General features: G+C 70.2%; 23 protein-coding genes. 8 read left to right on the top strand and 15 right to left on the bottom strand.

Going from position 1 to position 19,715, the window contains the following annotated elements; all coding sequences use genetic code 11:
* Window positions 1-15: 15 nt before the first annotated feature.
* Together ACRDSK_RS19990 and ACRDSK_RS19985 are read right to left on the bottom strand one after the other, a co-directional pair.
* Entirely contained in the window at window positions 16-1,266 is a 1,251-nt protein-coding gene (locus tag ACRDSK_RS19990; protein WP_431442721.1) for an enolase C-terminal domain-like protein, read from the bottom strand.
* A 33-nt stretch (window positions 1,267-1,299) separates the two neighbouring features.
* Window positions 1,300-2,571, bottom strand: coding sequence for a ricin-type beta-trefoil lectin domain protein (locus ACRDSK_RS19985; RefSeq protein ID WP_431442720.1), 1,272 nt, complete (start codon window positions 2,569-2,571; stop codon window positions 1,300-1,302).
* A gap of 145 nt (window positions 2,572-2,716) precedes the next feature.
* Here ACRDSK_RS19985 and ACRDSK_RS19980 point away from each other — a divergent pair, with 145 nt between their 5' ends.
* From ACRDSK_RS19980 to ACRDSK_RS19970, 3 genes are read left to right on the top strand one after another with little or no spacing between them, the layout of a single operon-like run.
* Window positions 2,717-3,040, top strand: a complete 324-nt coding sequence (locus ACRDSK_RS19980; protein ID WP_431442719.1) for a hypothetical protein — start codon at window positions 2,717-2,719, stop codon at window positions 3,038-3,040.
* Window positions 3,037-3,894, top strand: a complete 858-nt coding sequence (locus tag ACRDSK_RS19975; RefSeq protein WP_431442718.1) for an AAA family ATPase — start codon at window positions 3,037-3,039, stop codon at window positions 3,892-3,894. The genes ACRDSK_RS19980 and ACRDSK_RS19975 overlap by 4 nt, the downstream gene beginning before the upstream one ends.
* Window positions 3,887-4,981, top strand: coding sequence for a vWA domain-containing protein (locus ACRDSK_RS19970; protein WP_431442717.1), 1,095 nt, complete (start codon window positions 3,887-3,889; stop codon window positions 4,979-4,981). The genes ACRDSK_RS19975 and ACRDSK_RS19970 overlap by 8 nt, the downstream gene beginning before the upstream one ends.
* A 127-nt stretch (window positions 4,982-5,108) precedes the next feature.
* Here ACRDSK_RS19970 and ACRDSK_RS19965 read toward each other — a convergent pair whose 3' ends face one another.
* From ACRDSK_RS19965 to ACRDSK_RS19910, 12 genes are all read right to left on the bottom strand, one after another.
* On the bottom strand, window positions 5,109-5,540 hold the full coding sequence (locus tag ACRDSK_RS19965; RefSeq protein ID WP_431442716.1) for a hypothetical protein: 432 nt from the start codon (window positions 5,538-5,540) through the stop codon (window positions 5,109-5,111).
* The gene (locus ACRDSK_RS19960; RefSeq protein ID WP_431442715.1) at window positions 5,537-5,893 is read right to left on the bottom strand and encodes a hypothetical protein; all 357 of its coding nucleotides are present in this window, start codon (window positions 5,891-5,893) and stop codon (window positions 5,537-5,539) included. The genes ACRDSK_RS19965 and ACRDSK_RS19960 overlap by 4 nt, the downstream gene beginning before the upstream one ends.
* Window positions 5,890-6,201, bottom strand: coding sequence for a hypothetical protein (locus tag ACRDSK_RS19955; protein WP_431442714.1), 312 nt, complete (start codon window positions 6,199-6,201; stop codon window positions 5,890-5,892). The genes ACRDSK_RS19960 and ACRDSK_RS19955 overlap by 4 nt, the downstream gene beginning before the upstream one ends.
* A gap of 2 nt (window positions 6,202-6,203) precedes the next feature.
* A complete protein-coding gene (locus tag ACRDSK_RS19950; protein ID WP_431442713.1) occupies window positions 6,204-6,467 on the bottom strand; it encodes a hypothetical protein in 264 nt (87 codons plus the stop codon).
* A 1-nt stretch (window position 6,468) separates the two neighbouring features.
* Window positions 6,469-6,696, bottom strand: coding sequence for a hypothetical protein (locus ACRDSK_RS19945; RefSeq protein ID WP_431442712.1), 228 nt, complete (start codon window positions 6,694-6,696; stop codon window positions 6,469-6,471).
* On the bottom strand, window positions 6,696-6,953 hold the full coding sequence (locus ACRDSK_RS19940; protein WP_431442711.1) for a hypothetical protein: 258 nt from the start codon (window positions 6,951-6,953) through the stop codon (window positions 6,696-6,698). Before ACRDSK_RS19940 ends, ACRDSK_RS19945 begins: the two co-directional genes overlap by 1 nt.
* A gap of 3 nt (window positions 6,954-6,956) precedes the next feature.
* Entirely contained in the window at window positions 6,957-7,550 is a 594-nt protein-coding gene (locus tag ACRDSK_RS19935) for an SRPBCC family protein (RefSeq protein WP_431442710.1), read from the bottom strand.
* Between the two features lie 9 nt (window positions 7,551-7,559).
* On the bottom strand, window positions 7,560-9,941 hold the full coding sequence (locus tag ACRDSK_RS19930) for an aerobic carbon-monoxide dehydrogenase large subunit (protein ID WP_431442709.1): 2,382 nt from the start codon (window positions 9,939-9,941) through the stop codon (window positions 7,560-7,562).
* 184 nt (window positions 9,942-10,125) lie between these two features.
* Entirely contained in the window at window positions 10,126-10,614 is a 489-nt protein-coding gene (locus ACRDSK_RS19925) for a (2Fe-2S)-binding protein (RefSeq protein ID WP_431442708.1), read from the bottom strand.
* Between the two features lie 9 nt (window positions 10,615-10,623).
* Window positions 10,624-11,490, bottom strand: a complete 867-nt coding sequence (locus tag ACRDSK_RS19920) for an FAD binding domain-containing protein (RefSeq protein WP_431442707.1) — start codon at window positions 11,488-11,490, stop codon at window positions 10,624-10,626.
* A 9-nt stretch (window positions 11,491-11,499) separates the two neighbouring features.
* Window positions 11,500-11,721 (bottom strand): hypothetical protein, encoded by a 222-nt coding sequence (locus ACRDSK_RS19915; protein WP_431442706.1) that lies wholly within the window; start codon window positions 11,719-11,721, stop codon window positions 11,500-11,502.
* Between the two features lie 123 nt (window positions 11,722-11,844).
* Complete coding sequence (locus ACRDSK_RS19910; protein WP_431442705.1) at window positions 11,845-12,054, bottom strand: hypothetical protein; 210 nt, start codon at window positions 12,052-12,054, stop codon at window positions 11,845-11,847.
* 307 nt (window positions 12,055-12,361) lie between these two features.
* Here ACRDSK_RS19910 and ACRDSK_RS19905 point away from each other — a divergent pair, with 307 nt between their 5' ends.
* A complete protein-coding gene (locus tag ACRDSK_RS19905; protein ID WP_431442704.1) occupies window positions 12,362-13,597 on the top strand; it encodes a hypothetical protein in 1,236 nt (411 codons plus the stop codon).
* Between the two features lie 166 nt (window positions 13,598-13,763).
* Here ACRDSK_RS19905 and ACRDSK_RS19900 read toward each other — a convergent pair whose 3' ends face one another.
* Window positions 13,764-14,729 carry a LysR family transcriptional regulator gene (locus ACRDSK_RS19900; protein WP_431442703.1) on the bottom strand — a complete coding sequence of 322 codons (966 nt, stop codon included), beginning with the start codon at window positions 14,727-14,729 and terminating at the stop codon, window positions 13,764-13,766.
* 99 nt (window positions 14,730-14,828) lie between these two features.
* Between ACRDSK_RS19900 and ACRDSK_RS19895 the strand changes: the two genes are divergently transcribed.
* The 4 genes from ACRDSK_RS19895 (at window position 14,829) to ACRDSK_RS19880 (ending at window position 19,521) form a co-directional block, all read left to right on the top strand.
* Window positions 14,829-15,701 (top strand): FAD binding domain-containing protein, encoded by an 873-nt coding sequence (locus ACRDSK_RS19895; RefSeq protein WP_431442702.1) that lies wholly within the window; start codon window positions 14,829-14,831, stop codon window positions 15,699-15,701.
* A complete protein-coding gene (locus tag ACRDSK_RS19890; protein ID WP_431442701.1) occupies window positions 15,701-16,168 on the top strand; it encodes a (2Fe-2S)-binding protein in 468 nt (155 codons plus the stop codon). Before ACRDSK_RS19895 ends, ACRDSK_RS19890 begins: the two co-directional genes overlap by 1 nt.
* Complete coding sequence (locus ACRDSK_RS19885; protein ID WP_431442700.1) at window positions 16,165-18,525, top strand: aerobic carbon-monoxide dehydrogenase large subunit; 2,361 nt, start codon at window positions 16,165-16,167, stop codon at window positions 18,523-18,525. The genes ACRDSK_RS19890 and ACRDSK_RS19885 overlap by 4 nt, the downstream gene beginning before the upstream one ends.
* A gap of 111 nt (window positions 18,526-18,636) precedes the next feature.
* Entirely contained in the window at window positions 18,637-19,521 is an 885-nt protein-coding gene (locus tag ACRDSK_RS19880) for an XdhC family protein (RefSeq protein ID WP_431442699.1), read from the top strand.
* Window positions 19,522-19,715 lie beyond the last annotated feature (194 nt).

Raw genomic sequence — 19,715 nt, 5'->3', positions numbered from 1 at the left:
GGCCGAGACCATCCCTCAGGGTGACTCGAGCCCGCCGTCCGGGCGGCGGACCGTCGCCGCCCACCGCTCGAACCTTCCGGTCTCCGGCGGGTACTTCGCCGCTTCCTTCTCGTCCAGGTCCACGCCCCAACCGGGGGACGGCGACGGGTACAGGTAGCCGTGTCGCGGGACCGGGCAGCCCGGAAACACCGACCGCGTCGCGGCGTTGAACAGGTGCGCCTCCTGGATGCCGAACGCCGACGTCGTCACGTCCAGCGCGATGTTGGCCGCCACGCCGACCGGCGACACGTCGCCCGGCCCGTGCCACGCCGTGCGGACTCCGGTCAGCTCGCACAGCGCAACCAGCTTCCGGCAGGCCGACAGACCGCCCACAGTGGACACATGCACCCGCAGCAGGTCCACCCCGCCCGACTGCACGAGCCGGGCCGCGTCGGTGACCGACGACAGCTGCTCGCCGACCGCGATCGGCACCGGCGAGGCCGCCGTGACGGCCGGCAGCCGGTCGTAGTGCTCCGGCGCCACCGGGTCCTCCAGGAAGAACAGCCGGTATGGCTCCAGCGCCCGCGCCAGCACGACGGCCTGCTTCGGCGTCAGTCGCGAGTGGACGTCGTGGAGCAGCTCCACCCCGTCGCCCAACGTCCTGCGCGCCGATTCGAACAGGGCCGGCGTGACGGCCAGGTAGTGGTTCACGTCCCAGCCGTCCGGGTACGGCGCGTGCGGGTACGAGCCGGCGACCCCGGGCGCGCCGTACGTGCCAAGCCCCGGCCCGCCGGTCTGCAGCCGGATGTGCCGGTACCCGTCCGCGACGAGCGCGCCGGCGCGCGCCACGGTGTCCGAAATGGACTCTCCGGACGCGTGCACGTACGTGTCCGCCGCCGCCCGCACCCGGCCGCCCAGCAGCTCGTACACGGGCATCCCGGCACGCTTGCCGGCGATGTCCCACAGCGCCATGTCCACACCGGACAGCGCGTTGTTCAGTACCGGGCCGCCCCGCCAGTACGAGGACAGGTGCACGAGCCGGTTGATGTCCTCGATGTCCGCCGGGTGCCGGCCGACCAGTAGCGGCGCGACGTGTTCCTCGACGGCCGCGACCACGGCGTGGAACCGCTGCGTGAACGTGGCACAGCCGAGCCCGTACAGCCCGTCGGTGGACGTGTCCACGCGCACCACGACGAGCGGGATCCCCTCCGGCGCGGTGACGATCGCGCGCACCCCGGTGATCGAGAGCTCGTCGCGCGGCGGCCAGGGAGCCTGGGTCTCGTCCATCACGAGACCCAGGCTAGTGGCCTAGGGTCTTGTTCAGCCCACGGTCCACTTCTGGTTCGCGCCGCCGCCGCACTCCCAGATCTGCAGGCGGGCGCCGTTCGCGGAGTTGTTGTCGGTCACGTCGAGGCACTTGTTCGCGGCGATGTTGACGATGTCGCGTGCCCCGGTCACGGTCCAGCGTTGCGCGCCGGTCCCGTTGCAGTCCCACAACTGGATCTTCGCGCCGTTGGCCGTCGAGGCCGACGTGACGTCCAGGCACTTGCCGAGCGCCCGGATAGAGCCGTCGGCGTTCACCGACCACTGCTGGGCGGCGGTGCCGTTGCAGTCCCACAGCTGCACGGGCGTGCCGTTGGCGCTCGACGCGCCGGCCACGTCCACGCACTTGCCGGCGAGGCCCGTGATCCGGCCGCCACCGCCCCCGCCGCCACCGTCGTTGGTCACGCGCACGTAGTCGACGGTCAGCGTGTTCGGGAACGGGGTGCTGCCGTCCGGGTCGCCCGGCCAGTAGCCGCCGACCGCGAGGTTGAGGATCATGAAGAACGGGTGGTCGAAGACCCACTGCCGGCCGCCCAGGTCCGCCGGTGTCCTTGTCTGGTAGACGTTTCCGTCCACCGACCAGACGAGGCGGTTCGGCGACCAGTCGACGGCGAAGGTGTGGAACCCGTCGGCGAAGGGGTTGCCGATCGAGTAGCCGGCGCCGATGCCGCCCGCGCCCGAGTAACCGGGCCCGTGGATGGTGCCGTGCACCGTGTTCGGCTCGAAGCCGACGTTCTCCATGATGTCGATCTCGCCGCTCTGCGGCCAGCCGACGTTGCCGATGTCGTTGCCCAGCATCCAGAACGCGGGCCACATGCCTTGGCCGCGCGACATCTTGATGCGCGCCTCGAAGTGGCCGTAGGTCTGGGTGAACCTGCCGGAGGTGTTGAGCCGGGCCGAGGTGTACTCGCATCGGCCGTACCAACACTGGTAGTTGTTGGGGTTCTCCCGCCGCGCGGTGATCACCAGGTTGCCCTGGCCGTCGTGGACGGCGTTGTTGGTGGAGTTGGTGTAGTACTGCCGCTCGTGGTTGTTGACGTTGTCGCCGGTCTCCAGGACCCACTTGGAGCCGTCGACCGGAGTGCCGGCCGGAGCGTTGAACTCGTCCGCGAACGTGACGGCGGCGGCGCCCACGTCGGGGGCGGGTGCCGCGGGAGCCGCCGCGCCGGCGGCGGGGGCGCTGGTCACCATCACGGTGCTCAGCAGCGCCGAGGCCGTGGCCAGGACGGCCGTCCGTCTGAGTCGTCGTGAGCAGGGGCGTGAGGACATCTTTGTCACCACCGACGAATCGTTTTGTTGTAAGGAGCAACAAAAGAATGCCATGGTCTAAACCAGTCGGACAAGAGTTCGGCGACGATTTTCGAAACCGGTTCCGGCCGTGGCTGCGACGGCGCGGTTAAGTGATCGCTTAACGGTGCGGTCCACCCAGGTCATGGTCCGCGTAGCCTGGTTCGTGGAGGTGGGCGTGGTGAGCGACGAGGGCGACGAGACACTGTCGGTGCTCCGCGACATCTGGCACGCGCGGCAGCAGACCGTCGCCGATCTCGACGCGGTGCTCGGGCAGGGCCGGGGCCGGGCGTGCAAGGCGATGAAGCACGTGAGCTTCGGCTCCGACGCCGAGCCGGTGGACGAGGACCTGCGAGAGGCGTGGCGGGCGAGGCTCGAGCGCGAGGGCAAGCTGGCGCCCGGCGGGCAGAGCGTCGGCCAGTTGCTGTCCGAGCGCGCCGACCGGTCGTGAAGTCCGTCGCGGAGCTGACCGAGAGCCTGCGCCGCGACGCGTACCTGGCCGACCGGGGGCTGGCCACCGCCGTGTTCGTGGCGCTGTCGCTGCGCCGGCCGCTGCTGCTGGAGGGCGAGGTCGGGGTCGGCAAGACCGAGATCGCGAAGGTGCTCGCGAACGTGCTCGGCCGGGACCTGATCCGCCTGCAGTGCTACGAGGGGATCGACACGTCCCAGGCGCTCTACGAGTGGGACTACGCGCGCCAGCTGCTGCACATCCGGGCGCTGTCGGCACCCGGCTCGACGGACGTCGCCGAGTTGTTCGGTCCGGAGTTCCTGCTGGAGCGGCCGCTGTTGAAGGCGGTGCGCGCGGGCGAGCGCTGCGTGCTGCTGATCGACGAGGTCGACCGGGCCGACGACGAGTTCGAGGCGTTCCTGCTGGAGATGCTGTCGGACTTCCAGATCAGCATCCCGGAGATCGGCACGGTCGCGTCGGCTTCGCCGCCGCTGGTGGTCCTCACGTCCAACCGGACCCGCGAGCTGCACGACGCGCTCAAGCGGCGGTGCATGTACCACTGGATCGACTATCCGCCGGCGGAGCGCGAGGTGGAGATCGTTCTGCTGCGCGAGCCGTCGGTGCCGGAGGCGTTGGCGCGCAAGGTGGTCGCGGCGGTGACCCGGCTTCGCGAGCTCGACCTCGCGAAGCCGCCCGGGGTGGCGGAGACCATCGACTGGGCGCGCACGCTGGACTTCCTCGGTTGCTCTTCGCTGACACCGGCCGTCGCGGCGGACACCCTCGGCGCGGTGGTGAAGGAGCGGGACGACATGGCGCTGGTCCGGGAGTCGCTGGAGGAGATCGTCCCGGATGCCTGACCTGGTCCGGCTGCTCGTCGACTTCTCCCGGGAGCTGCGGGCCGCGGGACTGGCCGTGGGGACCGGTGACGTCCAGGTGTATTGCGGCTCGCTGGCCACGCTGGACCCGACCGACCTCGTGGATCTGTACTGGTCGGGCCGGATCACGCTTGTGACCCGGCGCGACGATCTCGTCGTGTACGACGAGGTGTTCCGCCGGTTCTTCCTCGGCGCGGCGCCGCCCGCCGACCTGCTGGCGCTGAAGGCGACGCCGGCAGGGGCGGTCGCGGAGTCGACGTTCGTGGTGCCGGCGACCGAGCCGGGCTCCACATCGACGGAGGAGGCCTCGCTCGGGCTCATGGCGTCCACAGTGGACGTCATGCGACACCGTGCGTTCGCCGAGTGCACGCCCGACGAGCTCGCGTTGCTGCGCCGGATCATGGCCAGCATCCGGCTGACTCCGCCGCGCCGCCGCACCCGCCGCTCGCACCCCTCCGCCTCGGGCCGTGCGCTTGACATGCGGCGGACGGTCCGGCGCTCGCTGCGTACCCAGGGCGAGCTGGTCTCGCTCCACTGGCGGCGGCGCCGGGTGCGACCGCGGCCCCTGGTGCTGATCCTGGACGTGTCCGGGTCGATGGCGGACTACTCGCGGGCGCTGCTGCAGTTCGCCCACACGACGCGGCGGGCGGCGCGGCGGGTGGAGGTGTTCTGCTTCGGCACGCGGCTGACGTGCATCACCCGCGCGCTGCGGACGCGGTCACCGGACGAGGCGCTACGCCGGGCCGCGCTCGGGGTGGTCGACTGGGAGGGCGGCACGCGGATCGGCGCGTCGCTGGACCTGTTCGTGCGGCGGTGGGGCCGGCGAGGCGTGTGCCGCGGCGGCATCGTGGTGATCTGCTCGGACGGCCTGGACCGCGGCGACCCGGCCCTGCTGGATACGTCTCTGTCCCGCCTGACGCGGCTCTGCCACCGAGTGGTGTGGCTGAACCCTCACGGGACCGACTCCGTGGGCATGTCCGTTGCGAAGCCGTACATCGATCACCTGTTGCCGGTCCGAGACCTGGCGAGTCTCGAGGAGTTCGCCGCCCTGCTGCCTACTCTGTCCTGAGTGGAGCTGCGGTTGCTTGTGGGGGCCAGTGGGGTGTCTGACTGAGGGTGTCTGGGGTTCCCAGTGCTAGCGCGCTTGGCCCGGCTGTTCGGTGTCGCTGGCGCTGCACTGCGTGCTTCCGGTGGCGTCAGGTTGGGTCCCTCGGGGTGGTCAGGTTCTTGGCTGTGCGGGCCTCGTACTCGCCGATCCAGCGGTCCTCCCAGGAGTTGTCGTACTGGTCTGTGTTGCAGCTCGGCCGGTAGGTCGCGATCAGCTCGCGCGCGATCTGCTCCCGGTGTGCCCGGGTGCCGCCCGGGACGTCGAGTGTCGCGATGTGCAGCTTCCACTTCGAGCCCGCCCGCGCGACCCAGCACGCCGAACGTGGGTGCCGGAACGGGAGGCGTGCCGTGGCCAGGTCGTCCGAGTGGTCTACATAGGACACCGCGTAGCGGTCGGGGTGGGCGGTCGGGTCGGGGCGGTACAGGATGGCGTACACCGCGGCGCTCGCCGGCGGGGTCCAGCCGCCGAGCAGCCTCGGGCCCTCGAACAGGTACCCCGCCAGCGAACCCAGCCGGATCATTCCGACCGGAAGCCGACCGTCTCGTGCAGGCGCGACCGGCGGATGCCGGACGCCGGCTTGGCCACCGGCGGGTGCGACGGCGTCGGCGTCACGTTCGACACGATTCGCTCGGCGAAGCCGTACAGCAGCGGCAACGCGGAGGCCACCACCTTGCCCGTCCGGTTGATGTGCTCCACCCCGGGCACGATGTCGGCCGCGTGCCGGTTGATCGTCTTCACGTGCTCGGCGCACTCCTCCAGGTTCCGCGCGATCCGGGTCAGCAGCGAGCCGATCCAGAACAGGAAGAACGCGAGCCCGGCGATGAGCACCACGATCTCCACGACCGTCAGCACCACGAGCGTCGACTGGCTCATGTGGACCCTCCAGCAGGAGCCGGGCCAGTGGGACTGGGGGCCGTCGCCAGCGCCGCGCGGCCGAGGAACAGGTGGTGCTGCAAGCCTTCGGCCAGCACCGCGTCGACCCGGTCGGCCGTCTGCGGGATCAGCGCCGCGTGCTCGGTGTTCTCGGTGACCGCGTCCAGCGTGTCTCGCACCGCGGCCACCCGCTTGTCGATCAGCTTCACGTAGTACACGAGCAGGCTCAGCAGCGCGACCACGGCGAGGATCACGATCAACCCGAGCAGCAGGATCACCGACCAGTAGGTGATCTCGTTGTCAGCCATCCTCAGCCTCCCAACCTGTGCCGGCCGCGTTCGAGCCCCGCGACGATGGTCTCCGCGTGGTCGATGGTCGTCGTCAGCGCGGCCAGCGGCGCGGTGTTCACCTCGGCCCGCCTCAGGGCCGCGTCGATCCGCGGCGCCTGCTTCCCGATCCGGTACGCCAGCACGATGATCGGGGTCACCAGCGCCACCACGGCGACCACGACCACGAGCCCGATGACCAGTCCGACAGTCCAGCCGGTCAGGTCGGCATCCTGCGCGAGCGGCATGTCAGACCCCCTCGGACCAGTCGCGCACCGGTTGCAGCGTGGCGTTCACCGAGGTGAGCCGCGCCGGCACGGTGCTGGTGCGGTCGGCGATCGACTCGACGCCGCCGATCAGCGAGTCGAGCGTGCGCCGTACCTGTGTCAAGTGGACGATCACGCGCAGCAGGGCGACCGCGGTCAGCCCGATGACGAGGGTCGCGGCCAGGAGCGTGACCCAGGCGACGGCAGGCATCAGTCCTCCAGGAGCTTCTGGACACTGCCGGCGTAGCGGACCGCGCCGACCTGGACTTCCTTGATCGTCTCGTCGGTCGTGGCGAGCAGCGCCGGGACCGGCTCGAGCCCGTCGTTCAACGCGACCCCGTCGGCGAGGATCTCGCCGCCGGCGTCACGGATCCGTTCGACCGCGGCCAGGATCCGGTTCAGCAGGAAGATCACCACCGGCAGCACCACGACCAGCAACGCGAGCGCGCCGATCCACCACAGAGCCATCTGCTACCTCCCCGCCAGAGTGCGGTGCCGCTCGTAGGAACCGAAGAACCGCCAGAACACCCGCTTCAGCGCGGCCATCGCGGCGGCGACGCCGATCGAGAGCCCGCCGGCCGACGCGGCCGGGCCGCCCGCGCGCTCCTCGCCGCGCAGCCAGCGGGGGATGTCCTCGGCCGCGTTGCGGGAGAACTGCTGCACCAGGACGTTGGTGACGTCGGTGATCATGCCGCGGCCGTACTGGGCGGCCGCGCCGGAGATCTGCAGGTCCTGCGCGATGTCCACCTTGGTACCGCTACCGGCCTTCACCAACGTCGCGGTGAGCACCATCGCCGCCTGGCCCCGGCCGCGCTCGTCGGCGCCCGCCGCGTTGATCACCGCGCGCCGGTTGGCCTCGTCGCGCTCGACGATCTCCACGTCGCCGGCGAAGCGCATGGACACCGGGCCCATCTTGATCGTGACGCGGCCCTTGTAGTTGTCCTCGTCGACGACCTCGGTCAGCTCGGTGCCGGGCAGGTTCGGCGCCATCCGCGGCACGTCGAGCAGGTAGTCCCACACCTTCTCGACCGGCGCGGGCACCTCGAAATCACTCTTGATGAGCATGGATGCCTCCTAGTCCCCGCGAACCGGTGGCGCGCCCGAGACGTCCGCGCGCGTGTTGATCGCGTCCCAGACCCGGTCGGGCAGCAGCGGCATGTCGATGTTGCGCACGCCCGTGTCGGCCAGCGCGTCCATCACCGCGTTGACGTACGCCGCCGGCCCGCCGACCGCCGCGCACTCGCCGACGCCCTTGGCGCCGATCGGGTGGTGCGGGCACGGCGTGACGACCTCGTGCAGCTCGAATCCCGGGGTCTCCCATGCGGTCGGCAGCAGGTAGTCCAGGTAGTTCGAGCCGACGCAGTTGCCGTCCGCGTCGAACGTGATGAACTGCATGTTCGACATCGCGTACGCCTCGGCGAGGCCGCCCATGATCTGGCCCTCGACGATCATCGGGTTGATCCGCACGCCGCAGTCGTCCACCGCGACGAACCGCAGTACGTCCCACACGCCCGTCTCCGGGTCCACCTCGACCGTCGCGATGTAGCAGGCGAACGGCCAGGTCAGGTTCGGCGGGTCGTAGTAGGCGTTGTTCTCCAGGCCCGGCTCCATGCCGTCGGGCATGTTGCCGTACGCGGCCATCGCGCACTCCTGGATCGTCACGCCGCGGTCGGGCGCGCTGCGCACGTAGAACCGGCCCAGCTCCCACTCGACGTCCTCTTCGGACACTTCGAGCAGGTGCGCGGCCAGCTTCCGTGCCTTGGCGCGGATCTTGCGCGCCACCATGGCCACCGCGGCACCGGCGACCGGAGTGGACCGCGACGCGTAGGTGCCCATGCCGAACGGCGCGGTGTCCGTGTCGCCCTCCTCGACGAGCACGTCGGCCGCCGGGATGCCCAGCTCGTGCGCGACGATCTGCGCCCACGTCGTCTCGTGGCCCTGGCCCTGGGACTTCGCCCCGGTGCGCAGGATCGCCTTGCCTGTCGGGTGGATCCGCAGCTCGGCCGAGTCGAACATCTTGATGCCGAGGATGTCGTACTCGCGGCTGTTGCCGGCGCCGAGCGGCTCGGTCATCGTCGAGATCCCGATGCCCAGCCGGCGCCCGCGCTTGGCCGCGGCCGCCTTGTCCGCGAGGAACTGGTCGTAGTCGATCGCGTTCAGCCCGACGTCCAGACACTTGAGGTACTGCCCGGAGTCGGTGAGGAAGCCGAACGGCGTGCGGTAGGGGAACTGGTCGTCGCGCACGAGGTTGACCCGGCGGAACTCGGCGGGATCCATGCCGAGGTCCGCGGCGGCGGCGGCGATCAGCCGCTCCTGGAAGAACATCGCCTCGGTGACTCGGAACGAGCATCGGTAGGCGACCCCGCCGGGGGCCTTGTTGGTGTACGCCCCGCGCGCGGTGATGTGCCCGACCGGGATGTCGTAGCAGGCGAACGCGGAGTGCACCAGGCCGATCTTGAACTTGCTCGGCTGCGCGTCGGAGAAGAACGCGCCCTGGTCGGTGTCCGCGTGGAACCGCACCCCGAGGATCTTGCCGTCCTCGCGCAGCGCCAGCTCGCCGTCGAAGTACATGTCCCGCGCGAAGCCGGTGGAGACCAGGTTGCCGGACTTGTCCTCGATCCACTTCACCGGCTTGCCCAGCAGGATCGAGCACAGGATCGAGCAGACGTAGCCCGGGTAGACCGGCACCTTGTTGCCGAACCCGCCGCCGATGTCCGGCGAGACGATCCGGATCATGTGCTCGGGCAGCTCCGCCACCAGCGCCACCGCGGCACGGATGATGTGCGGTGCCTGGGTTGTCATGTAGACGGTCAGCTTCTGCGTCGCCGGGTCGAAGTTGGCGATCGAGCCGCAGTTCTCGATCGGCGACGGGTGCGAGCGCGGGTAGTGCAGCCTCAGCCGCGACACCCGGTCCGCCTGCGCGAACGCCCGGTCGGTGGCCTCCTTGTCGCCGACCTCCCACCGGTAGCAGACGTTGTCGGTCTGCCCCTCCTTGTCGTCCCGGATCAGCGGAGCGTCGGGCGCCAGGGCCTGCTCCGGGTTCACGATCGCCGGCAGCGGCTCGTAGTCGACGACGATCGCCTCGCAGCCGTCCTTGGCGATATACGGGTCGTCGGCGACCACGCACGCGACCTCCTGGCCCTGGAAGCGAACCTTGTCCGTGGCGAGCACGGCCTGCGTGTCGTAGGACAGGGTCGGCATCCACGCGAGGTTGCGCTGCGCGGCCATCTCGCCGGTCAGCACCAGGCGCACGCCGGGGATCTCCCAGGCCTTGCTCGTGTCGATGGACCGGATCCGCGCGTGCGCCACGGGGCTGCGCAGGATCTCCATGTGCAGCATGCCGGGCAGCGTGATGTCGTCGACATAGTTGCCGCGGCCGCGGATGAACCGGTCGTCCTCGACCCGCTTGCGGCTGGACCCGAGTCCACCGATCTTGACTTCGTCCAAGGCTGTCATGTTGTGCTCCCCACCGGCCGCAGCTTCCTCGCCGCCCACAGCACTGCCTTGCAGACCGCCTCCCCGGAATTGACCCTTGTGGTCGCCTCGAGTTGATGTGCGCCGGTTCGGTGCGTACCTGTGGCTGGGTTGCGTCCCGTTCCCCTTAGGTGCGGTTGCCAGACACGCATCTCGTCCAAAGCGGTCATGTCGTACTCCCCACCGGCCGCAGCTTCCTCGCCGCCCACAGCACTGCCTTGACAATGTTTTGATATCCCGTGCAGCGGCAGAGGTTTCCCGACAGCGCCCACCGGACGTCCTCCTCGGTGGGGTCGGGGTTGCGTTCCAGCAACGCCATCGCGCTCATCATCATCCCGGGTGTGCAGTAGCCGCACTGGAGTCCGTGCTCCTCCTTGAACCCCTCCTGGAGCGGGTGCAGCTCGCTCGCCCGTGCGATGCCCTCGACCGTGCGCACCTCGTGCCCGTCGGTCTGGACGGCGAGCATCGTGCAGGACTTCGTCGCCCGGCCGTCCACGAGCACGGTGCACGCGCCGCAGTTCGTGGTGTCGCAGCCGATGTGCGTGCCGGTCAGTCCCAGGCCCTGGCGCAGCAGGTGGGCGAGCAGCACCCGCGGCTCGACCTCGACCACCCGCTCCTCGCCGTTGACGGTGACCGTGACCCTTCGCTTCTCCACGGGATCTCCTTACGCGGCAACGGGGGCAGCGGACTCGAGCGCTCGTGTCACGAACGTGTGCACCACGTGGCGCTTGTACTCGGCGCTGCCGCGGTGGTCGGTGCGGGGCCGGGCCGCCTCGGCCGCGAGCCGGGCCGCCTCCTCGACGGCCGCCGCGGTCAGCGCCGAGCCGACCAGCGCCCGCTCGGCCTCGACGGCCTTGATGTTGTTGCCGCCCACGCCGGTCAGCGCGATGCCGGCCCGGACGACCTTGTCGCCGGAGGTCTCGACCGCGACCGCGACGCCGACCGTGGCGAAGTCGCCGACGCGGCGCTCCAGCTTCAGGTAGCGGCCGTGCGGCGTGCCCTTCGGCGCCGGGATCCGCGCCTCGACCGCGAGCTCGCCGGGCAGCAGCGTCGTGGTGAACGGCCCGGTGACGAAGTCGGTCATCGGGATCACCCGCCGACCGGTGGCACTGACCGCGACGACCTCCCCGTCGAGCGCGAGCATCACAGATGCCCAGTCCCCCTGCGGGTCCGCGTGGCACAGCGACCCGACGAGCGTGCCGCGGTTGCGCACGATCGGGTCGGCGATCAGCGGCGCGGCGCTGGAGACCAGCGGACGGCGATCGCCGAGCAGTACGGAGTACTCCAGGTCCACGTGCCGGCACAACGCGCCGACCTCCAGCACACCCGTGGACGCCTCACGGTGGTAGTCGAGCACCCGGATGTTGTTGATGTCGACGAGGACCTCGGGGTTGGCGAAGCGCAACTTGACCATCGGGATCAGGCTCTGCCCACCGGCGAGCACCTTCGCCGCGTCGCCGTAGCTGCGCAGCATGTCGAGCGCCTCGTCCAGCGAGCGCGGCGCCTCGTAGCGGAACCGAGCTGGATACATCGCTTCTCCTCAGCTCTCGGGTTCCGGAATCGCGACCGGCAGGCCCTCGTCGGTCGGGTCGGGCCGGGGTTCCTGGTGGGGCGGCCACGGTCCCTGGACGGGCTGGCCGGCGACTTTGAGCCATTCGACGACGCCTGGGAACGCCCAGATCGTCGGACTCCTCCCCGTCTTGGGGGCGTGTTCGATGAGCTCATACATGCGCGGGTTGCCCGCGTCGTCGCGTGGCTCCATGCGGCGATCGTCCTGAGTGGCGCTACCTCACGGCAAGCGGTGGGTAAGCGAATGCTTATTGGCGCAGCGTGAGCAAGCTCGGGTAACTGATCGACTCCAGAGCGTCAACGAGATCAAGCGTGCTCACGGTCGGCGTGTCAAGAGGAGGTACAACCCCGCCAATACGGCCGCGATGATCGCGCCGATGATCGTCACCTCGACGGACTTGGTGGCCACGTAGAGCGTGCCGACGCTCACCAGGGCGCCGTTGATCATCCCCAACACGGTCTGCGAGTTCCGACCGGGCGACGGCGGACCACCCGCCGGCTTCGCGACATTCTGATCTTCGCTCATGGCGTGTCCTTTCGTCTGACAGTCGGGTCATGCGGGCGCGGTCGGTCAAGCGTCATGAGCGCCTCGCACTCAGTAACGGCGTTGGGATATTTTTCGACGTCTCTAAAGTCTGATGGGGTGCGGACAACGAGACTGGGGTCACGTTCAGGATAGGCGTGGAGGTGTCTGGTAGACCTTGGCAGTACCTGATCTTCTGCTGTCCGGCCTGGTTTCTTGTTGACGGAGCTTGGTCGTCGTGTCGCCGACCGGTTCCGCGGCTTGTCGGACGTTGCCGGTCGATGTCGGGTGACAGCTGGGCGGAGGAGCAGTGGCCGAGAAGTCCGGGTCCAACCGGGGCAGCGCGAAAAGGACCGGGTCGCCGATCGAGGACGCGCTGCGGTGGCTTGCCACGAACAAGCAATTCAGACCGCTCGACCTGCTCAGGCATGCGATCAAAGATGCGGGCAGCGACGCCTCGACCGTGCTCGAGCCGTTGATCACGCCGACGTCGTCGTTGCCACAGGGTGATCCGGAGTCACGTGCGCTGGCGGCCTGGGGACTGATCGTCGACGAGATCGACGAGGTCGGGCCATCGAACAACTCACGTCGACGGAATGCGCTCATGGCGGCATTTCGACTGCCGCGCCGCCCGGAGATTGTGGAGCCGTGGAAGGCGACTCTCGGCGACCGGTTCGGCCAGCTGCTGACATTGAGGGAAGTCTTCGGCAACCCGCCGCCCGGTACGACGACGCCAATGCACAAGGCCTGGCGGTTCGGACTCACCGACAAGCTCGTGCCGGCACTGCGGACGAGGCTCGTCGCGCTCGCCGCCAACGGCACCGATTGGCTGCGCTACGTGGAAGTGGCAAGCAAGACTGAGGTCGCGATCGCCCGCGACCAGGCGTCACCGGTCGAGTCGCCGGACCCGACGGCCGGCTACCGGCCGCCGTCTCGGGGTGCGCAGCCGGTATTTCTAGATCTGTTCAGGACAACCGTCTTCATGAAGCGCAGAGCGGTCTACCGGCGCATCATCGAGCGATTGATAACCGCGCAAGAAGATCATGTTGACAGCTACATGGCTCGGGCGCTGCTGGGATCCACCAATGACTCGACCAACACGCCCGTGCGCGGTCTGTGGGGCTGTTCGGCGACTGTAGTAACATCGCCGCCGGGCGAACCCGTCCTGACTCGGCTACGCTTCCCACGGTCGCTGAGTCGCGGCGACAAGCACTATTTCTGCTCGGAGGCAACCGACGAGAACATAACCACAGAGCGACTGTGGGTCAATATCGAGGTTGATCACCATGGCATTGCGCCGGGCAGGCGGATGTACGACTTGGTTCCGATCAGCGGCCTGACGATCCGAATCGTGTTCGATGACGACTACCTTCCGGATGCCTGCTGGTGGTACGCGGAGCAGACCGAAAGGGAACGCCGCCAGCGACCAGCCGATGGTGATCCACGTCTGTTGACCGTTGTCGGCAACACCGTGGAGCACACGTTTCCCGAGAAATGTCATCCTCGGGAAAACTACGGAATCTCCTTTCTCTGGCCGATGTTGTGAAACTTCGAACCTAGGATCGCAACCGATCCGGAAGGGCTCCAGCATGTCTGGCGATGGTGGCGGTAGCAGCGACAACTAGTTCGCTGTACCAAGACGTTTCGACAGAAACCACACCCAGTGCGCGGTGTGGTTTCTGTTCTGCGGCCGGAATGCCTTGCCGCCCGGGTCAGCTCCAGAGCGTCACGTAGACCGGTGGGCGGAACTTCGACGGCGACACGCCCGCGCCCGGCTCGCGCATCACTCGCAGCGCGGCCGCCGTCGACAGGTAGTGGCGGAACGTCTCGGCCGCGATCGAGCGGCGCTCGGGGCTCAGCGTGGTCAGGTACCAGGTCGCGTCCGCCGGGGTGGCCGACGTGTGCACCACTCGTAGCTCGCCGCGCCGCAGCCGCGCGGTGACCAGGTGGGCCGGCGCGACCGAGACGCCCGCGCCGTCCGCGGCCGCCGCCCACGCCGCGGTCGCGCTGGGAAACATCCGCATCCGCGCCTCGGGCACGTGCAGCCGGCGCAGCAGCCGGGCCGCCTCGCTCGCCGGGTCGGCGGCCGTCGAGTCGACCAGCCACGACCAGTGCGCGGGGCTGCCGGGCAGCCGGGCCGAGCCGGCGACCACCACGAGGTGGGTGCGGAACACGGGCTCGGAGATCAGCTCGTTGCCCCGCTCGTTGTCCACCGTGTCGCCGACCGAGCGGCCGAGGTTCGGGCCGAGCGCCACGTCGGCGAACCGGTTGGCGAGCAGCACCGGCATCTCGTCCGTGGCGGCCATGCCGACCGTGGTGTCGATCTTGCGGCCGGACTCGGCGAACGCGTCGACCAGGGGCGCGGCCACGAACTCCATCACGGTGCCGGACGCGACGACCCGCAGCTGGCCGGGCGCGCCCTTGCCGGCGCGGACCGCGGCCTCGGCGTCCGCGCCGAGCGCCACCATCTGAGAGGCGATCGGCAGCAGCCGGGTGCCGGCGGTGGTGAGTCGCATGGTGGCGCCGGCCCGCACGACGAGCTGGTCGCCGAGCTGTTGGCGCAGCGCCGCGAGTGCCTGGGAGACCGCGGGTTCGCTCACGCCAAGGGCGGTCGCCGCGGCCTTCACCGAGCCCAGCTTCGCGACCAGCACGAACGTGCTCAGCTGCGTGAGCGTCATGGCGCACATTGTGTGACCCGGGCCACTGTTAAGGGAATACTTAAGACGCGATTGCCCGCCGAAGGGAGGGCGACCGACGATGCGCTTGGGAGGACGGCCATGCAGGTACCTGCCTCGTTCCAGTACCGCAAGGCGACCAGCGTGGCGCACGCGCTGGCGTTGCTGCAGGAGTACGGCCCGGAGTCGGTCGTGATCGCCGGCGGGCACAGCCTGCTGCCGATGATGAAGCTGCGGCTCGCCCACCCCGAGGCGCTGATCGACATCAACGAGCTCGACGAGATCGCCGGCATCCATGTCGAGGACGGCGAGTTGGTCATCGGCGCGATGGCGCGGCACGCCGAGCTGCTCGCGTGCGCCGAGGCGGGCGAGCACTTCCCGATCCTGCACGAAGCCGAGCGCGTGATCGCCGACCCGATCGTGCGCAACCGCGGCACGATCGGCGGCTCGCTGTGCCAGGCCGACCCGTCCGAGGACCTGTCCGCCGTCTTCGCCGCGCTGCGGGCGAACCTCGTCGTGCGCGGACCCGACGGCGACCGGACCGTGGCCGCCCGCGACTTCTTCGTCGGCCCGTACCAGACCGTGCTCGCGCCGGGCGAGCTGCTCGGCGAGATCCGGGTGCCGATCACGGCCGGCGGCACGCCCGCGGCCAGCGCGTACGAGAAGGTCGACCGGCGGGCGGGGGACTGGGCGGTCGGCGCGGTCGGCGCGGTCGTCGAGGTGGTCGGCGGCGTGCTCGCACAGGTCGGCATCGGGCTGACGGCGCTGGGTGCCGAACGGTTCGTCGCCGCTGAGGCCGAGGACTTCCTGCGCGGCGAGCCGCCGGACGAGGAGCGCCTCGTCGAGGCCGGCGCGATCGCCGCGCGACACTGCCGGCCCGCCGCCGACCAGCGCGGACCGGTCGACTACAAGCGTCACCTCGCCGGCGAACTGGTCACCCGCGCCCTGCGGCGCGCGGTCGGGCGGGTGGGGTGATGCAGATCGTGGTCACCGTCAACAACACCGAGTACGTCCGCGATGTCGAGCCACGCCTGCTGCTCGTCCATTTCCTGCGCGAGGAACTCGGGCTGACCGGCACGCACTGGGGCTGCGACACCTCCAACTGCGGGGTGTGCGTTGTGCATTTGGACGGAGTTCCGGTGAAGTCGTGCACCGTGCTCGCGGTGATGGCCGACGGGCGCGACGTCCGCACGATCGAGGGGCTGGCCCGCGGGCCGGAGCTGGACCCGGTGCAGCGGGGCTTCGTCGAGTGCCACGGACTGCAGTGCGGCTTCTGCACGCCGGGGATGATGATGACCGCGCGCTGGCTGCTCGACCAGTGTCCCGATCCGTCCGAAAAGGACATTCGGGAGGCGCTGTCCGGACAGCTGTGCCGATGCACCGGCTACGAGAACATCGTCCGGTCGATCCGCTGGGCCGCCGAGAACGAGGCGGCCTCATGAGTGCGCCCACCGGGTTCGGCCGCATGCTCCGCAAGGAGGACGCGCGGTTCGTCCGCGGGCGCGGCACCTTCGTGGACGACGTGCGGCTGCCCGGCATGCTGCACGGCGCTGTGCTGCGCAGCCCGCTGGCGCACGCGCGGATCGTCTCCGTCGACACCTCCGCCGCGCAGGCCCACCCGAAGGTCAGGGCCGTGCTCACCGGCGCGGACCTCGCCGAGCGCGGGCTCGCGTGGATGCCGACGCTGTCCTACGACCAGCAGGCCGTGCTCGCCACCGACAAGGTCCGCTTCCAGGGGCAGGAGGTCGCGTTCGTCGTCGCCGAGGACCACTACTCCGCGCGCGACGCGCTCGCGCTGATCGACGTCGAGTACGAGCCGCTGGACCCCGTCGTCGACGCGCGGCGGGCGCTCGACGAGGACGCTCCGGTGATCCGCGACGACCTGGACGGCAAGCGGGACAACCACATCTTCGACTGGACGGCCGGCGACGCGGCCGCCACCGATGCGGTGTTCGCCGCCGCCGACGTGGTGATCGCGCAGGACGTGCTGTACCCGCGGGTGCACCCGGCGCCGCTGGAGACCTGCGGCGTGGTCGCCGATTTCGACGCGGTCACCGGCAAGCTCACGGTCTGGGCGACGACCCAGGCCCCGCACGCGCACCGCACGCTGTACGCGACGGTGACCGGGATCCCCGAGCACCGGATCCGGGTCGTCTCGCCCGACGTCGGCGGCGGGTTCGGCAACAAGGTGGCGATGTACCCGGCGTACCTGTGCGCGGTGGTCGGCTCGATGGTGACCGGGGCGCCGGTGAAGTGGGCGGAGGACCGCTCGGAGAACCTGATGTCCTCGGCGTTCGCCCGCGACTTCCACATGCACGGCGAGCTGGCGTCCACATCGGACGGAAGGATCCTCGGCCTGCGGGTGCGGGTGCTGGCCGACCACGGCGCGTTCAACGGCACCGCGCAGCCCTCGCGGTACCCGGCCGGCTTCTTCCACATCGTCACCGGCTCCTACGACCTGCGGGCCGCGCACTGCGCGGTGACCGGCGTGTACACCAACAAGGCGCCCGGCGGGGTGGCCTACGCCTGCTCGTTCCGCGTGGCCGAGGCGTCCTACCTGGTCGAGCGGCTCGTCGACCTGCTGGCTCGCGAGCTGTCCGTCGACCCCGCCGAGCTGCGGCTGCGCAACCTGTTGCGGCCCGAGCAGTTCCCGTACCCGTGCGCCACCGGCTGGGAGTACGACTCCGGCGACTACCCGACCGCGCTGCGGCTCGCCATGGACCTCGCCGGCTACGACGACCTGCGCGCGGAGCAGGCGCGGCGGCGCGAGCGCGGCGAGTACCTCGGCATCGGGCTGAGCTTCTTCACCGAGGCGGTCGGCGCCGGGCCGCGCAAGCACATGGACATCCTCGGGCTCGGCATGGCCGACGGCGCCGAGCTGCGGGTACACCCGACCGGCAAGGCCGTGCTGCGGATCTCCGTGCAGTCCCAGGGGCAGGGCCACGAGACGACGTTCGCGCAGATCGTCGCGCACGAGCTCGGGATCAGCCCGGACGACGTGGACGTGGTGCACGGCGACACCGACGTCACGCCGTTCGGCCTGGGCACCTACGGCTCGCGGTCCACGCCGGTGTCGGGCGCCGCGACGTCGTTGGCGGCGCAGAAGGTGCGCGAGAAGGCGAGGCAGATCGCCTCGGCCATGCTCGAGGTGAGCCCAGAGGACCTCGAGTGGTCGCCCGGGCGCTGGTCGGTCCGCGGCGACCCGGTCTCCGGGGCGTCGCTCACCGAGATCGCCCTGGCCGCGCACTCCACTGTGGACCTTCCGGACGGCGTGGAGGGCCACCTCGACGCGTCCTGTGTGTACAACCCGCCGAACCTGACGTTCCCGTACGGCGCCTACATCTGCGTCGTCGAGGTGGACCCGGGCACCGGCAAGGTGGTGGTCCGCCGGTTCGTCGCAGTCGACGACTGCGGCGTGCGGATCAACCCGACGATCGTGGAGGGCCAGGTGCACGGCGGACTGGCCGACGGGATCGGCATGGCGTTGATGGAGCTGGTCGCCTTCGACACGGAAGGCAACTGCCTCGGCGGGTCCTTCATGGACTACCTGTTGCCCACCGCGGTGGACTGCCCGTCGTGGGAGCTCGGCGAGACCGTGACCCCGTCGCCGCACCATCCGTTGGGCGCCAAGGGAATCGGTGAGTCCGCGACGGTCGGCTCGCCGGCCGCGGTGGTGAACGCGGTGCTGGACGCGCTGGCGCCGTTCGGCGTGCGGCACGCGGACATGCCGCTGACGCCGGCCGCGGTCTGGTGCGCCATCCAGGGCCGCCCACTACGTGGCGACCTGGCAATCGAGTAGTGAGCGGAGTGACGGAGCGTTCGTCGTCTGGACTGACGAGCGCGCGCAGGCGCGCCAGCGCCGAGCACGGGAGGAGGGAAGACGGCGAGTAGCGGAGGAACGGAGCGAACCATGAACACAGTGCTGGCCAGAGTGGACGACCTGCGGACCGGGCGCACTCCGTTCGTGCTGGCCACGGTCGTTCGCGCGGAGCGGCCGACCAGCGCCAAGCCCGGCGACCGCGCGCTGGTGTTGCCGGACGGGTCGATGGAGGGCTTCGTGGGCGGCACGTGCGCCGAGTCCACGGTGCGGCTGCAGGGCCTGCGCCTGCTCGCGACCGGCGAGTCCACGCTGCTGCGGATCACGCCGACCGCCGAGTCGGAGACGGTCGGCGAGGGAGTCGTGACGGTCGGCAACCCGTGCCTGTCCGGCGGCTCGCTGGACATCTTCCTCGAGGCGATGCTGCCGCCGACGCTGGTCCACGTGCACGGCGACGCCCCGGTCGCGCGGGCGCTGATGGACATCGGCCGTGCGGTCGGCCACGACGTGCGCCGCCCGGCGGTGGGCGCGGACCTGCCCGCCGACCTGGGCGCGCTGATCGTGGCGTCGCACGGGCGGGACGAGGAGCCGCTGCTGGTGGCGGCGTTGCGGGCGAATGTGCCGTACGTCGGCCTGGTGGCGAGCCGCAAGCGGGGCCGGGCCGTGCTCGCGTCGCTGGACGTCACCGACGAGGAGCGGGCTCAGGTGCACACGCCGGCCGGGTTGGACATCGGCGCGCGCACGCCGGCCGAGGTGGCGCTGTCGGTGTACGCGGAGATGGTCAGCACGCGAGACCCGGCACCCGCGTCGACCGAGCCGGTGGTGCTGGTGGCCGAGGCCGTCGACCCGGTGTGCGGCATGACCGTCGCGGTCAGCGAATCCGCACTGTCCATCATGGACAACGGGATGTCGGTGTACTTCTGCGGCGCCGGCTGCCGCCAGGCCTACGCCGACGATCCGGAGCGCTATCGCAGGTGAGGGACACCTCGCGGCAACGCGGGCTGGTCCGCCTCTCCGGAATTCAAAGTGTTGGTTGTGTTTCAGGGGGAGGTTCGGCTTTCCGGGTTGATTGTGGCTGGTTGGCGTCACGTTCCCCTGGGGTTGCGTTGGGTGGTCCAAGACTTCGGGCAATGCGGGACACCGCTGGTCCGGCGGGGTTGCGCTGGACCAGC

This window comes from Actinophytocola sp. (assembly GCF_050699915.1).
Lineage (GTDB): Bacteria > Actinomycetota > Actinomycetes > Mycobacteriales > Pseudonocardiaceae > Actinophytocola.
The sequence above is the reverse complement of the archived record's forward strand: the minus strand, read 5'-3'. Positions and strand labels throughout refer to the sequence as shown.